Origin of the sequence: Flavobacterium sp. 83 (assembly GCF_000744835.1) — a bacterium.
Lineage (GTDB): Bacteria > Bacteroidota > Bacteroidia > Flavobacteriales > Flavobacteriaceae > Flavobacterium.
The window spans coordinates 3,526,254-3,542,157 of record NZ_JQMS01000001.1; the positions used below are offsets into that span (position 1 = coordinate 3,526,254).

Annotated in this window: 10 protein-coding genes and 1 CRISPR repeat array; of the genes, 5 read left to right on the forward strand and 5 right to left on the reverse strand. The window is 31.3% G+C overall.

The genetic code is table 11. From position 1 onward, the window contains the following. The first annotated feature begins 81 nt into the window (after nucleotides 1-81). The 4 genes from T410_RS15235 (at nucleotide 82) to cas2 (ending at nucleotide 3,922) form a co-directional block, all read left to right on the forward strand. Complete coding sequence (locus T410_RS15235) at nucleotides 82-1,476, forward strand: tetratricopeptide repeat protein (RefSeq protein WP_035673359.1); 1,395 nt, start codon at nucleotides 82-84, stop codon at nucleotides 1,474-1,476. Continuing rightward, complete coding sequence (locus tag T410_RS15240) at nucleotides 1,476-2,225, forward strand: shikimate dehydrogenase (RefSeq protein ID WP_035673362.1); 750 nt, start codon at nucleotides 1,476-1,478, stop codon at nucleotides 2,223-2,225. Before T410_RS15235 ends, T410_RS15240 begins: the two co-directional genes overlap by 1 nt. Nucleotides 2,226-2,702: 477 nt before the next feature. After that, a complete protein-coding gene (gene cas1, locus T410_RS15245) occupies nucleotides 2,703-3,617 on the forward strand; it encodes a type II CRISPR-associated endonuclease Cas1 (RefSeq protein ID WP_035673365.1) in 915 nt (304 codons plus the stop codon). Then, nucleotides 3,593-3,922, forward strand: coding sequence for a CRISPR-associated endonuclease Cas2 (gene cas2 / locus T410_RS15250; protein ID WP_035673367.1), 330 nt, complete (start codon nucleotides 3,593-3,595; stop codon nucleotides 3,920-3,922). Before cas1 ends, cas2 begins: the two co-directional genes overlap by 25 nt. Nucleotides 3,923-3,938: 16 nt before the next feature. Here cas2 and T410_RS15255 read toward each other — a convergent pair whose 3' ends face one another. From T410_RS15255 to cas9, 5 genes are all read right to left on the reverse strand, one after another. Then, nucleotides 3,939-4,463 (reverse strand): transposase, encoded by a 525-nt coding sequence (locus T410_RS15255; protein WP_035673370.1) that lies wholly within the window; start codon nucleotides 4,461-4,463, stop codon nucleotides 3,939-3,941. 260 nt (nucleotides 4,464-4,723) lie between these two features. After that, a CRISPR array of direct repeats spans nucleotides 4,724-7,661; the repeat unit is 36 nt; unit sequence AATATCGTGTTTTCTAATCTTTAATCAAACCACAAC. Between the two features lie 94 nt (nucleotides 7,662-7,755). Then, on the reverse strand, nucleotides 7,756-8,031 hold the full coding sequence (locus T410_RS15260) for a type II toxin-antitoxin system RelE/ParE family toxin (protein ID WP_035673378.1): 276 nt from the start codon (nucleotides 8,029-8,031) through the stop codon (nucleotides 7,756-7,758). After that, nucleotides 8,024-8,266 carry a CopG family transcriptional regulator gene (locus T410_RS15265; RefSeq protein ID WP_035673380.1) on the reverse strand — a complete coding sequence of 81 codons (243 nt, stop codon included), beginning with the start codon at nucleotides 8,264-8,266 and terminating at the stop codon, nucleotides 8,024-8,026. The genes T410_RS15260 and T410_RS15265 overlap by 8 nt, the downstream gene beginning before the upstream one ends. A 233-nt stretch (nucleotides 8,267-8,499) precedes the next feature. Beyond that, nucleotides 8,500-8,889, reverse strand: a complete 390-nt coding sequence (locus tag T410_RS15270) for an HIRAN domain-containing protein (protein ID WP_051929460.1) — start codon at nucleotides 8,887-8,889, stop codon at nucleotides 8,500-8,502. Further along, complete coding sequence (gene cas9, locus T410_RS16590) at nucleotides 8,886-13,196, reverse strand: type II CRISPR RNA-guided endonuclease Cas9 (protein WP_152556965.1); 4,311 nt, start codon at nucleotides 13,194-13,196, stop codon at nucleotides 8,886-8,888. The genes T410_RS15270 and cas9 overlap by 4 nt, the downstream gene beginning before the upstream one ends. A gap of 605 nt (nucleotides 13,197-13,801) precedes the next feature. Here cas9 and T410_RS15280 point away from each other — a divergent pair. Next, entirely contained in the window at nucleotides 13,802-15,823 is a 2,022-nt protein-coding gene (locus tag T410_RS15280) for a DUF349 domain-containing protein (RefSeq protein WP_035674723.1), read from the forward strand. The last annotated feature ends 81 nt before the right edge of the window (nucleotides 15,824-15,904 follow it).

The following is a 15,904-nucleotide window of genomic DNA, read 5'->3' on the forward strand; positions in this document are numbered from 1 at the left end:
TGTTCACAACAATTCTATCTTTCCCTCGCAGTACACGCACGATTTCCTAAATTTATTTAGGCCAAATTAAAAACACACAGTATGCAATTAAGCAACGAAGAAGAAGACTATAACTTATCATTGTCTAAATTTGAGTCCATGTTAAAAACTAACAAAGTTCTCTTTTTTGACTCCGAAGAATTTGAAGAAATTATTCTTCATTATCTCGATATGGGTAAGGCCGCTTTGGCAAAAAAAGCGCTCAAACTGGCATTGGAACAACATCCAAAATCTACCGGACTAAAACTAGTCCAGGTGGAAATGCTTGTGTATGATGACAAACTCGAATTAGCCGAAAAGCTATTGAATGAGTTGTATGCTATTGAACCAACCAATGAAGAAATTTACATTCAAAAAGCCAACATCTGTTCTAAAAGAGACCAGCATGAGAAGGCCGTAGAAATGTTGAAAATAGCATTACAATACACTGATGACTATGCCGATGTCTATAATTTAATAGGTATGGAATATCTTTTTATGGACAATCTTGAAATGGCAAAAGAGAGCTTTATCAAATGTCTGGAAGAAGATCTGGAAGACCAATCAGCGTTATACAACGTTGTGTATTGTTTTGAATTTTTAGATCAAAATCAAGAGGCTATCACCTATTTGAATAAATACATTGACAAAAACCCGTACAGCGAAATCGCTTGGCATCAGCTAGGACGTTTGCATTACGGTGTAAAAGAGTACGAAAATGCCATTCGCGCCTTTGATTATGCAACTTTAATCGATGATGAATTCCTTGGTGCCTTCATGGAAAAAGCCAAAGCTTACGAACGTTTAAAAAAATATGCAGAAGCAATAGAAAGCTATAGCAGAACTATCGAATTAGACGACGCAACTTCCTATGCTCTACTCCGTATGGGGAAATGTTATGAAAAACTGGGAAACAAAGTTTTAGCATTGAAATATTTCAATCAAACTGTACATGAAGACCCACTTTTGGATAAGGGTTGGATTGCTATCACTGACTTTTATGTACGCCAAAAAAATTACCAAAAAGCATTATTTTTTGTCAACAAAGCATTAGCCATTGACAACCAAAATCGCTTATACTGGAAACGATATGCTACTATTAACAAACAAATGAATTTCTTTGAGGAAGCTGAATTTGGATATAGAAAAGCAGTGGAATTTGGGGATTACGGATTAGACACCTGGTTATTCTGGGTGGATATTCTACAATTTTTAGGCGAATTTGAAAGTGCTATTCAAACTTTATTACAAGCTTCTGAATATTTCCCAGAAGAGAATGAAGTCGAATACCGTTTGGCTGGATTATACTTTATGATTGGCCAAAACACTAAAGCAAAATTCCATTTGAGTAATGCTTTGCGATTGAATTTTGACAACTACATACTTTTAGAAGATTTATTCCCTGTAGTTTGGACAAAGAAAATGGTACAAAATTATATAGCAAAACATAAAAAATAATGGTTGACATAGTTAGAAAACGCTTTGGTTTATTAGGACGTAATATTAATTATTCATTTTCGAAAGGATATTTTACTGATAAATTTAACAACGAAAACTTCACAGGTTGTACTTATGAGAATTTTGACATTCCTGAAATATCCTCTTTTCCGGAGATAATTAAAAACACTTCGGATTTAAAAGGACTGAATGTAACAATTCCCTACAAGGAAACGGTTATTCCATTTCTTGATAAATTATCTAAAAACGCAGCACAAATTGGTGCGGTAAATACCATTAAAATAACCAAAAAAGGAAAATTGAAAGGCTACAATACGGACTATTATGGTTTCAAAAAATCATTACAACCCTTATTGCAGCCACACCACAAAAAAGCTTTGATTTTAGGAACAGGAGGCGCTTCTAAAGGAGTAGCTTTTGCTCTGGATGAATTGGGTATTCCATATACTTTTGTTTCCAGAGAAGCTAAAGAAAACGCTATCGATTATGATAGAATCAATGCAACGACATTCGATAATTACCAAATCATCATAAATTCCACTCCGGTAGGAACGAGCCCCAATGTTGATGCATTTCCATTGATTCCGTATGAGTTTTTCACGGATAAGCACATTGCTTATGATTTAATTTACAATCCTGCCGAAACGCAATTCCTTAAAAAAGCTGCAGCAAAAGGAGCCCAAATAAAAAACGGACTGGATATGCTTATTTTTCAAGCTGAGAAAGCTTGGGAAATTTGGAATAAATAGTGTAGAAGTTTATTTCTTGTTAAATCGAGTGCAATATCATTAAAATTAAGAACTTTTGAGCGTCACTTCGAGTAATATATTAAACATTAATGCGAGAGCTTTAATGTTTAATATTGTATCGAGAAGCCTTTATTGTTAAAAGATTCTCGATACTTCGTAGAAATTTTCTATCGCAAATTTCTACTCAACTCGAACTGACGAATCTTTAACTTAATGACATTGAAATTAAGCACAGTCGAGATTTTTGTTTTATAGGGATAATTGTTTTAGCTCTCGCTTAAACTAATTAATTAGTATTGATTTTTTTACAGATCGTCTTGTTTTAAAATTAGCATAATGCAGTTTTAAAACAAGACGATTTTTTTATATGAAAAAGGTTTTACTATTTAATTGAGGTTTCCCGTAAAGCCGTTAATTATTTAATGTGTTAATTTGACTGAAAATCAAAGTCTTGCAATCAATTTAACAACTTAAATTATGATCAAAAGAACTATTCTCATCGAAAACAAGTCTTCTATTACGACAAAAAATCAGCAGTTAGTATTAAAATCAGAAATAAGGGAAAGTACAATTCCAATAGAAGATGTAGGGTTTCTAGTGCTTGATCATGCTGAAATTTACCTTAGTATTCCTGCAATGAACTTAATTGTAGAAAACAATACCGCTATTATTATTTGTGGCAGCAACCATCTACCTAATGGAATGTTGCTCAACCTCAACAGCCATCATATTCAGCAGGAAATATTCAAAAACCAAATCGAAGCTTCCATTCCTCTAAAAAAGCAATTATGGCAACAGACTATCATTGAAAAAATTAAGAATCAAGGGGAATTGCTAGGAAAAATAACTAATAATAAAAATACTTTTGAATTTCTGGCAAGTAAAGTATTAAGCGGTGACACCACAAATATGGAAGGTGTTGCGGCGCAGCAATATTGGAAAAATTTCCCCTTGCCTAATCATGAAAAAGACGGAATAAAAAGAGAACGCTATGGCGATTATCCAAACAATTTTTTAAACTACGGTTATGCTATTTTGAGAGCCGCAACCGCCCGAGCCCTTTCCGGTAGCGGATTATTGAATACACTTGGTATTCATCACAAAAGTAAATACAATGCTTTTGCCCTTGCAGATGACATTATGGAACCTTTTCGCCCCATTGTTGACGAAAAAGTTTTTGAGATAATGCAGCGGTACCAAGAACAAGAACTCAACACGGCAATAAAAGCTGAAATGTTACAAATGCTAACCCGAACTGTTTATTTCAAGGAAGAGAAAAGCCCGTTAATGATAGGTTTACAAAAAACGGCTAGTTCCCTCCAACAATGTTTTACAGGAGACCGTAAAAAAATTAAATATCCTAAATTATGGAACTTAACGGATACCGTATAATGTGGCTTTTTGTGTTTTTTGACTTGCCAACCGAAACAAAAAAAGACAGAAGAAATGCGTCTCAGTTCCGTGGAAATTTACTAAAAGACGGTTTTAGCATGATGCAATATTCCGTTTATATAAGGCATTGCGCCAGTGGTGAAAGTGCCGATGTACATGAAAAACGTATTCACCGACTCGTTCCTCCTTTAGGAAAAGTGAGTGTTTTACGCATTACCGACAAACAATTTGGCATGATTATCAATTATTTAGGCAAGGCCAAACAAGAAAATATAGATGCGCCAACACAGTTGGAGCTATTTTAAACAATACTTTTATTTTTCAAAAAAATACATCTGTGTTCCACTTCTCAGGATTTGTTTCGATATAATTAGAAATTCTTTCATAAGACCCACCGTTTCTAATAATGTGATCATGGAACGAACGTTGCCAAGTAAAACCAGTGAAACCGGCTAAATGAATTTGCTTTGAAGAGGTAGTTTTATAGGCACCAATTAGTTCCGATAATGATTTTATTTTTATTTCACAATCAGAAATCAAATTGCTATCAATTTCCAAAACAGCATGGACATGATTCAGCATTACTATAAAAGAATGTAAAACAACATACGCATACTGATTAGCCAACCAATTCAATTGTTTTTCTGCAATAGAACCACACTCATTCAATTCCATATACGGATTCATTGACTCGTGTACGGAAAGTACGGACAGGTCGCGACCTGTCCCTACCGTATTCACATTCCCAAAACAACACTTCCTATCTTGAACACAAATCGTAACGAAATACAAATTATTTTGCGAATAATCATATCTCAACATTCTATTTCGCTTTCTATTTTTCATTAAATTATCATTTAAAAAACAGTATCAATTTCCGTGTACGGAAATTACATCTAATTAATTTATATCTTTTTTTTGAAAATCTGTGGATATTATATCACAATATGCATACTGTACGGACAGGTGTAGGGACAAGTCGCGACCTATACCTACCCAGAAATAAAAAAATGCCTCAATATTGGGTTATCAATCCAAAAAAGAGGCATTTTTTTATACGATATTCTTCCTTATTCTATTGATAATTAGAAGGTAACAAGCCAACTAATATCGTGTTTTCTAATCTTTAATCAAACCACAACAGCAGCAGGAAAATAGGATTCCTACCCAAAAATATCGTGTTTTCTAATCTTTAATCAAACCACAACCTGCAATCGAAGCATCTTTTACTTCAATGCAATATCGTGTTTTCTAATCTTTAATCAAACCACAACCATACGAAGTGTTCCCGCCTGTATTTTTTGAATATCGTGTTTTCTAATCTTTAATCAAACCACAACCCTAAGGGAAGTATTGTGCCAACTGATACGAATATCGTGTTTTCTAATCTTTAATCAAACCACAACAAGGAGCCGCCCAATTTGATTTAAAAATAAAAATATCGTGTTTTCTAATCTTTAATCAAACCACAACATCAGACCCGTTGATGATCCTTTCTGGGGTAATATCGTGTTTTCTAATCTTTAATCAAACCACAACAGAGCAGTTAACATCTCCTAAATTTGGAATAATATCGTGTTTTCTAATCTTTAATCAAACCACAACCTATATTTTACGGCACAGACCAAAAACCAAAATATCGTGTTTTCTAATCTTTAATCAAACCACAACATGAGTTTATTGATGTTCGTGTTCCCAATAATATCGTGTTTTCTAATCTTTAATCAAACCACAACGTGAGCCGTAATCTTTCCGCTGTAACCCAAAATATCGTGTTTTCTAATCTTTAATCAAACCACAACACATATAGTAGTGCATCTCTTTTGCAAGCTAATATCGTGTTTTCTAATCTTTAATCAAACCACAACAAATTCTGTAAAGCGTCCTTTATGCTCTCTAATATCGTGTTTTCTAATCTTTAATCAAACCACAACAAATAAAACTGGAGGCGGTTCTGGTCCCGCAATATCGTGTTTTCTAATCTTTAATCAAACCACAACTTTACAGCGGAATAAGTGCCGATAATGGTTAATATCGTGTTTTCTAATCTTTAATCAAACCACAACCTTTGGCGAAAGCCGAAATAGCCAAAGACAAATATCGTGTTTTCTAATCTTTAATCAAACCACAACCACAATAGACATCAACAGCAATCAGAAAGGAATATCGTGTTTTCTAATCTTTAATCAAACCACAACACCTTTGAAATGCTAAAGAACAAAGAAATAAATATCGTGTTTTCTAATCTTTAATCAAACCACAACCCGTTGCCTTAGTATTATCAGATAACGCTTAATATCGTGTTTTCTAATCTTTAATCAAACCACAACTTATAATGTTCATAATTCAAATATACTAAAAATATCGTGTTTTCTAATCTTTAATCAAACCACAACATTCTGTCTAATGTAAAACCATATAATGATAATATCGTGTTTTCTAATCTTTAATCAAACCACAACCATTTTTTGAAAAGTTTTTAACTGTATTTCAATATCGTGTTTTCTAATCTTTAATCAAACCACAACATATATACGTAAGTATAATTAGGATTCCCCAATATCGTGTTTTCTAATCTTTAATCAAACCACAACCCGGTGCCTAAAATCTATTATGGAAACGTAATATCGTGTTTTCTAATCTTTAATCAAACCACAACAAAGGAGATGAAGACAATGCGAAATGGGAAAATATCGTGTTTTCTAATCTTTAATCAAACCACAACTCTAACGATGGATTTAATCAACATTTTGATAATATCGTGTTTTCTAATCTTTAATCAAACCACAACGTGAAGCTCATGGAGGTGTTGAATTGATAAAATATCGTGTTTTCTAATCTTTAATCAAACCACAACCTGTTGCCTTAGTATTATCAGATAACGCTTAATATCGTGTTTTCTAATCTTTAATCAAACCACAACCCCCAAGAACTGGAATAAATGGTTTTTCTAAATATCGTGTTTTCTAATCTTTAATCAAACCACAACCACATTTTCCTGATATTATGAACGGAGAATAATATCGTGTTTTCTAATCTTTAATCAAACCACAACTATTAGAAACAGAATACTTTTTGGAGATGAAATATCGTGTTTTCTAATCTTTAATCAAACCACAACAGAATGCGCATTATGAGCAGTATGTGTTTGAATATCGTGTTTTCTAATCTTTAATCAAACCACAACCACAAAGGCACAGCTAAGAAAGGGCTACCGAATATCGTGTTTTCTAATCTTTAATCAAACCACAACTTTGCAAGCTATTCAAGTTTCAAATACAGAATATCGTGTTTTCTAATCTTTAATCAAACCACAACCGCACCAGGTCATTCTCTAACGAAGAAACCAATATCGTGTTTTCTAATCTTTAATCAAACCACAACAAGGTGTAATTGTTCAATTTGCAATAAGCGAATATCGTGTTTTCTAATCTTTAATCAAACCACAACTTAGACGCACAAGCGGATGCATTAACTCAGAATATCGTGTTTTCTAATCTTTAATCAAACCACAACAGTATTTAGGTTTTTTAAAAGATAATATTGAATATCGTGTTTTCTAATCTTTAATCAAACCACAACAATCAAGAAAATGATTGTTTTCAGCCAACTAATATCGTGTTTTCTAATCTTTAATCAAACCACAACGTAGAACCACTTGCGTGCAAGTACAATATAAATATCGTGTTTTCTAATCTTTAATCAAACCACAACCATTTGATTGTGTATTAAGAAGATTTACTTAATATCGTGTTTTCTAATCTTTAATCAAACCACAACAGCCACTACCTTGACAAATTTAGACAGCCAAATATCGTGTTTTCTAATCTTTAATCAAACCACAACAGCTGTCATAGTTGGGGGAAATGTGAAGTTAATATCGTGTTTTCTAATCTTTAATCAAACCACAACCAAAATCTTATTTATCAGGAGATCAAGTGAAATATCGTGTTTTCTAATCTTTAATCAAACCACAACCAAAGTTCGCAAATACAAATGAATTGTTGCAATATCGTGTTTTCTAATCTTTAATCAAACCACAACTGAAAGCTCCTGCATCCCTGCTGGGCGGATGCCATACCTTTCAGTTGTGGTTTGAGATGTTTAAGACAATGGAAAACTTATGTCAAAGAACTTCTTAAAAATTTTGCTTGCCAATGATAGCCATTATTTCTATTGTATCAGCATTGATTTTGTAAAAAATGGTATCAACTCCGCAAACACAATATCTGTAACCTTTACGATATCGAAAAGCTTCTGGAAACAGAAAAGGATTTGAAGCTATTTTATCGAAGCAATCGTGCATCATATCAAAGTATTTATCTGCTTGATTTAAACCAAAGTTAGCAATTCCGTACTCGTATATTCTTAACAAATCTTCTTTAGCTTTTTCGTTTAAATCATAGTTATACATTTAATTTTCTTTTGAATTCTGCTAACATTTCTTCTCTAGTTTGTTTTTTTGCAAAACCACTTTTTTCAGCAATATCCAACTTCATCCTTACGAATTCAACATAATCTTCTTGCCTCCGAGCTTGCGTGATTAAATAATTTACCGCTTCACTTTTGCTGGTAAATTCCTCATTGGCTACTTGCTGTTTTAACCACTCATCATTTTGATTGGCTAAAGTGATACTTTGTCGTGCCATAATAATAGTTTTTTGTTTGGTGTAAATTTACACCAAACTTTTGAAATGGAATTACATTTTGGAAATTTTATCAATAACCCCCCAGCTTACAACGCATTAACTTTAACCAACATTATTTTGTGTTTTTCAAATTAAACAAGTATTACCTACAAACTAAATCCTTTTCTGTACTGATCGTGAGCATCATCAGATCTTTTTCCCAACAAATCTGTCTCAACAATTCTAGGATTTTCTTATACAATATTGGTATATATTTCAATTGCCAATCCATCAAAAACTTGATCTGGATTACTCGTTAGCTTACTTACAAAAGCTTTAAAACTTACTCTTTGTTCTAACATATTGGCAATTGCAATATTTTCATAAGCTGCTAAATAGCCTAATTTATAACTACCAAAATAAACCTCAACTGCAAAACTATCATATTGATTATTTATTTCCCGATTAAGCACTAATTCTTGACCAACAGCAAGTTCACTTCTTATTTTTCCAAATTGATAATGCGTCAAACCCTTGATATAATTATCATATATTTTGACTGGCTTTTGAGACCAAGTAGTATTTGGAATTATCAAACCCGTTGTTCCTAAACCTAAAGTCCTAAAAAAATCTAACCTATTCATATTTTAATAACTTTTCCAGTTGAAGAAATATTAAAATCAAATCCTTCAACCAATACAGTTAATGATGATTTTGAGATTCTTAATTTTTCATTAGCAACTTCAAAATCTATTATTGAAGATTTTTCTAATTGTCCATCAGGTTTTGAAGTTGAATGCAATCTAAACTGAATTCTACCATCAGCTTCAATAGCGACCGTTTTATACAATCTTTTTGCTAAATCTAAATTATCTAATTCCCATATTTCATCTTTAAAATTTTTATAAAATAAGACTAAAGTCCCTGTTTTTAATAGAAATTTTAATTCTAAAATGTTTTTATTTTTATCCTCTATATTAAACTCTAATGGAAATTTATGCGTGTTAGCATTTGAATTATAATATTTTCCAGCTTCAAAATTATTCACAACTTTGTATTCTGTAATAATTTTACCTTTTTTATCTTTCCCATCATATATCGCAAAACAATAATTCCCATCATTTTTTGCAAAATAATGTTGTTTATGTTCGTGTCTTGATACATCTCTATGTTTTTTAATCAATAACGGATTGCTTACATCATTAGTAAAATAGCGTATTTTTTTTATTGGAACAGGAGAACCTTTTGAGTTTGGCAAAATATACAATTCATTTTTTATTCTATTTTCAAGAAGCTCTATTGCATCTTTAAATTGTTGCTCTTCCTCTTCATTTATATTTTTCATTACCTTTTTTAACTCCTCAATTTCTTTTTTGATTTGTTTTTCGTGTTCTCTACCTCTCTCAACAATCTCTCTTACTTTATCATCGACAATGTTTTTTAAATCGGTGTCTTTAAATAACCCAATAGCTTGACGTTTTACATATTTTACAACTTCTTCGGTTTTTCCTGTTTTTTTATCTAACTCTTCTCTTAAAATTGCACCATAAAAACTTTCTTTATGCAATGCTCCACGAACCGTATCTCCTTGCTTGTATTTGATTTCACCTTTCTCGTTTCGTTGAATTATACCTCTTTTTCTAATGGCTTTTTTACTTTGTGTTGACAAAACATCTGGTGTATGATGACTTATCAATATGCTATTATCAAACTCTTTTACATCATTATTAAACCCTTTCCAAGGAATTCTGTGTGCGAAAGATGGTTTTGGTTTTCCATAAAATTCATACTGCTCTAAATCGTGATAATAATTTGCCAAAGCGTCATTTATATCTCTTGTGCAACAAGCTACTACAACAGCATCTTTGGCGTGATGTGCGTGATTATCCCTTGTTTTTTCATCTAATCCCCACATTTGCCTTAAATTGGCAGTGGTTTTTCCTTTTATTGGATATACTTTACTGAAAGCTGTTTTTAAAAATAAATTCCCATATTTGCTTATAATACCAATATCAACCGATTGACTATTTTTAAATCCTTCAGGAACTTCTTCCATTGTGAATGATTTATATTTTTTATACAAATAAGAATGCTCAAATCTTAATTTAGTTCTATCAATAATATATTTATCTCTTCTCTCTTTGGTTGATGCTACTTTAACCTTTTTTGATAAATCTTTAATTTGTTCTTCTAAAGTTTTATATTTAGCAAACCAATGATTAATTCTAAGTAGGATTTCTTTATGATTACTACATTCAAAAGGAATTTTATCTTTTTTTACTTCTCTATTGTAAATCGAACAACATAAGGTTTTATTTATTTGAGAATTATCTAAACTTCTACTTCTTGGAATGGTGTGTTCAATATCAAATTTTGGATTACTTCCTATGAAATCAGATAAACAAATGGTTTTGCCAGTATAAAGACAAATTTTATGTTGTTCAATCCATAGTTGGTACTTTAAAATATCATTTTCGGTTGGTTCATATTCAATACTTATAACATCATTACAACCATCCATTTTAATATCACCTCTAAAAATTGATTTAATTTCTTCAGCATATTTATTTCTTTTATTCTTTAATTCTTCTTGCCATTGTCTTATTGACACTCTTTCGTTAGCAGAGTTCAATTCTCTTGGCATTTCGATATGAATTACTGTTTCTTCATCAATTAAATCATCTTTAATCAATTGATTGACTACTTTTTTCAATTGATGTAGAGACCTCATTGCCATTGGATTTTTGATAGAAGAAATTAATGGACTTCCTAAATACAACTTCCCATCTTCTTCACTTCTTTTAGCTTTTTTATACACTTCAATGGCTGATGGATGGTATAGTTTTTTTAAACCTTCCGCATCTACGTTAAAATTATCATTCAAAAATTGTTTTAAAATCTCATCAATTGTTTTCTTCTTTGCGAATTCTGCTCTTCCTGATTTCAATTGCATCTGACTTGAAAAAAGTTCAAAACATTCAGTTAAAATTGCTGTTTGATATTCTATTGGTGTTTCATTCCATTTTTTTGTGCCAAAAAAATCTTTGACCTGTTTTTCTAAATCCTTTTTATAAACCTCGGCAACAAATTTATTGTCTGAACTCCAAGTCCCATTCTCTTTTTTAATGTTCTTAATTAATCCATTAACAATCTCAATATTATTGCTATAAACTTTATAATTTTCTAAAATAGAATTAATCTCGTTATTGATAACCCTTTTATTTTCTTCATTATTCCAAATTTCAGCTGGTAAAATATTTTTCATATTTGCCAGAAAAACTGAATGAGAATAAATTAAATTTTGCTTTAGATAAGGTAGAATATTACGAATAGCCTTCAAACTCAAGGATCCATATTCTTGTTTTAATTTTATTTTAGAAAACTTAATTGCTGTTTTATCATCACAACTAAGATTATCAATAGCAAATTGTTTCAAAAGTTCTTCCTTGTCAAAACGAAACAAAATATGCCATACATCGTCAATTATATCTTCTACTGTCTTTTGAACTATTTTATTCTTTTCGGTTTTAGTATTTTTTAAGAAATTAGAATATAAGTATTCTTTCCAATCTTTGCCAAAAACCTCTCTTAAATTGGCAATTGTAGGGCAACCCGCAACATTACTTCCTAGATTATAATTGAACAGAATGTCATATTCTTTACTATTTTTATCTTTGTAATAACCTGATTTTAAATTTTTGGGAGTCAGTTTTTTTGCTATTTCGAGAAAGTCAAAATTGGCTTTTGATTTTCTGTAAAATAAAAAATCAATCTGTTCTCTTTCATCAGCATTTAAAACCCGAAGTTTATCGTCATTTGGAGTTTTTATCTTAATATTATTCAAATAGCTATACAATCTAAATTCTTCATAATCCGGATGAGAAATAGGCACACACGCTTTTCTGTTCTCTAAAGGACATTTAGCAACCAATCCTTTTTGAGATTTTAAAGGTCTTTGAAAAAATATTGCTTTTTCAATTTTATCTTTTAGTTCATTTGAAATATTCTGTGTTTTACAAATAGTTTCAAACTCTTTCAAGTAATGATCTTCTCTGTGTGTATATTCACCTCTAATTTTTCCTCCTTTTTCATATAAGGTGTAAAAATATTCACCTAACGTTGAACATCCTGAATTCTCGATTTTTTCAGATAAATCGCTTATGGCTCTTTTTACCGGACCAAGAAATTCTTTCTTGTTCAATCTCTCAATTAATTTTTCCTTTAAATCATCATAAACCGATTTCGAATTATCTTTAATTATTGCATTAAATGCTCTTGATAACGTAAATAAAGGTTTATCAATAGCTTCATCCTTATCGAATGAAGAAAGAAAATCACTAAATATTTCTGAAAATTCAACTATTGAATGAGATTCATTGATTAGAGAAGTTATGTCAAATTTCTTTTCTTCAATAATCGAGTTATCCGAACTGTCTAATCTATTACTCAAAAAGCCTCTCCTTTGCGCAATATGATAAAAAGCTCTTCCTATATTATATCTATCTTCTTTATTATTTAGATTAAGTGAATTTCTAACAGAAATGAATCTAAAATAATACGGGTTGTATTTTTGCTCTTTTCTCTCCTGTTCATTATCCTGATTATCTGTACTTAACCATTTTCTAAACTCATCATTTTGAGGATAAATCTTTTTATAACGCCAATCAGATAATTCTTCATCAGACAATTTTGGGCACAAATTATTATCTGATAAAATTTTAAGTAAATCAATCTTCCTAACTTTTCTTCTATATTTTAGTTTTCTAGCACTTCTATAACCTGTTCTTTGAGCTGCCTTTGAACTTTCACTATTGGTTTTTGCTTCAATATTCACACCTTCCGAAAATATGCGAACCCCTTTATCTAAAAGAGAAAATTCAGTTCCTTCTTTATCCACTATCGCCCACCCAATTGAGTTCGTTCCTAAATCTAATCCTAATATTTTTGCCATGTCAATCTGTATTTTGTAAGAATTTTTTAAAATTACGGAGAAAATAGTTACCCATTTTACGGTTTTCCTCATTGCAACCTAACTATTTTTTGTTTAGATTTGTAACTGATTAAAATTTCTAATCTTTAATCTTATCACAATAAGGCTATATGCCGTAGATGAAAATCTTTAGTCCTGCTTCGGTGGGACTTTTTCGTTTAACAAACATATTTTCAATATTATACTTAAGCTCGAAACACCTGTTTTTCAAGCAGAGAAGGCTTGGGAAATTTGGAATAAATAACAAGAAAACCTTCTTTTCGTACACTACTCCATGTAAGTAAAAAAACCACTTGATAAGAAGTGTTTTTTTGTAGCAGAATTGAACTATCGTATAGAAAAAAATCGTGATTATACTCTAAATCCCTAGCCCTGATAAGAGCGGCATCCTTTTTTATCTCTTTTTTTTGAGATAAAAAAGATACAGCGATTAGCAGGAAATTGCTTCAAAAAAAAGAAAATTTTAACATAAAACGACTCTAAATAAAGGTTTTATTTTGAAATTTCATGCTCCTTCACTATCTTTCGTGTTCGATACAAAAAATAAAACCTTACACATTGAAAAAATGTTAGAAGAAAAGAATGATAACCTGCTGGAAGCAGATGGAAGTTTAGAGAATAATTCACTTGAATTAAATCAATCAGATACTATTATGGAAACTGAAACAATCGACGAAAGTAACGATAGCGTAGCTGTTCATTCTATTGACGAAAATGTTGTAACCCTTGCAGGGGCTGAGTTGGCACATGATGAACCTACTATAGAAACTGAAAATCAATCGGTATTAAACGCTATTACGGAGGCTAATGCTGAAGAAAGTGAAGATGACACGTTGAAAGAACGTCATGATATTCCGATGCAGGATTACGATACATTATCTCTTGAAGAACTGGTAGAAGAACTGAAAAATTTAGTTACCAATGAAAAAGTGATGTCTGTAAAGGATCATATCGAAGAAATCAAAAAAGCATTCTTAGCTAAATACAACCATCTACTTGAAGAGAAAAAGGAAGAATTCCTGGCTGAAAATCAAGATTCAAATGAAGAATTTCAATACCATTCTCCATTAAAAACTCAATTTGACAAGTACTACTCTCTTTTTAGAGATACTAAAAATACACATTTCAAGAGCTTACAAACGAATCTAAAAACTAATTTAGATAATCGTTTGGCTATTGTTGAGGAATTAAAAGAGCTAATCAATCCGCAGGAAAATATTAAAGATACCCTAAAGCATTTTAATGATTTAAGAGAACGATGGAAAAATGCGGGTCCAATTCCTAAGGATAAATACAACCATGTGTGGAATAACTTCCATTTTCATGTTGAAAATTTCTACGATTATTTACATCTTGACCGAGAAGCAAGAGACTTAGATTTCAAACACAATCTAGAGCAAAAACAAAAAATTGTGGCTCGTGTTGAAGAATTGGTGAAAGAAGCTGACATCAATAAAGCATTTAGAGAATTACAGGATTTACATAGAATCTGGAAAGAAGATATTGGACCTGTTTCTAGAGAACATCGTGATGAAATATGGAATAAGTTTAGCGATTTGACTAAGCAAATGCATGATAAACGCGAAGTTTTGTTTGAAAACCAAAGAGGAACAGAGCTTGAGAATTTAGAAAAGAAAAAAGAGATTATCGCTAAAATTGAAGTTTTAGCTACTGAGAAAGTAAATGCTCATTCGCAATGGTTGGCCCAAATAGAAAAAATAGAAGCTTTAAGAACTGATTTCTTCTCTGCCGGAAAAGTACCTTCGGACGTAAATGAGGAAACTTGGGCGAGTTTTAAAACTGCAGTTAGAAATTTTAATTCTTTCAAAAATTCGTTTTACAAAGATATTAAGAAAGATCAAAACGATAATTTAAGCAAGAAAACAGCGCTTGTTGCTAAAGCCAAAGAATTACAGGAAAATCTTGACTTTGCTGCGACTACTCCAATAATGAAGCAAATTCAGGATGAGTGGAAACAAATAGGTCATGTACCTAGAAAATATTCAGATAAAATTTGGAAAGAGTTTAAAGATGCCTGTAATCATTATTTTGACAAATTAAAAGAGCAAAAAAATGAAGAAAACGGCGAAGAAGTAGAAGCTTTTGACAATAAAAAAGCCTACTTAGAAACCCTGAGAGAATTCCAGTTGACTGGTGATCACAAAACGGATTTAGATGCCATAAAATTACATATTGAAACTTGGAAAAACTTTGGAAAAGTGCCTTTCCCAAGAAGGCATATTGAAGGAAAATTCAATAAAATTCTGGATGCCCTTTTTGAAAAATTGAGTTTAAGTAAAAAAGACACTGATATGATGCGTTTTTCCAATAGAATGGATAATCTATCAGAAAGTAATGATACTCGCAAACTGGATAACGAAAAAATATTCCTGATGCGTAAAATTGAGGAAGTGCAAAATGAAATTTTCCAATTGGAAAATAATATTCAGTTTTTCGCTAATACCAGAAATGCAAAAAAAGAAAATTCTATTGTATTAGAAGTTCGTAAAAATATAGCCATCCACAAAGAAAGTCTTGATGTTTGGAAAGAAAAGCTAAAACAATTGAGAAATTTGAAAATAGAATAATTTTCATCAATTTTTTTAAATTACAAACCTCGTTCTTTAAATAGTTCGAGGTTTTTTTATGCAAAAGAATATCCTGCTTTG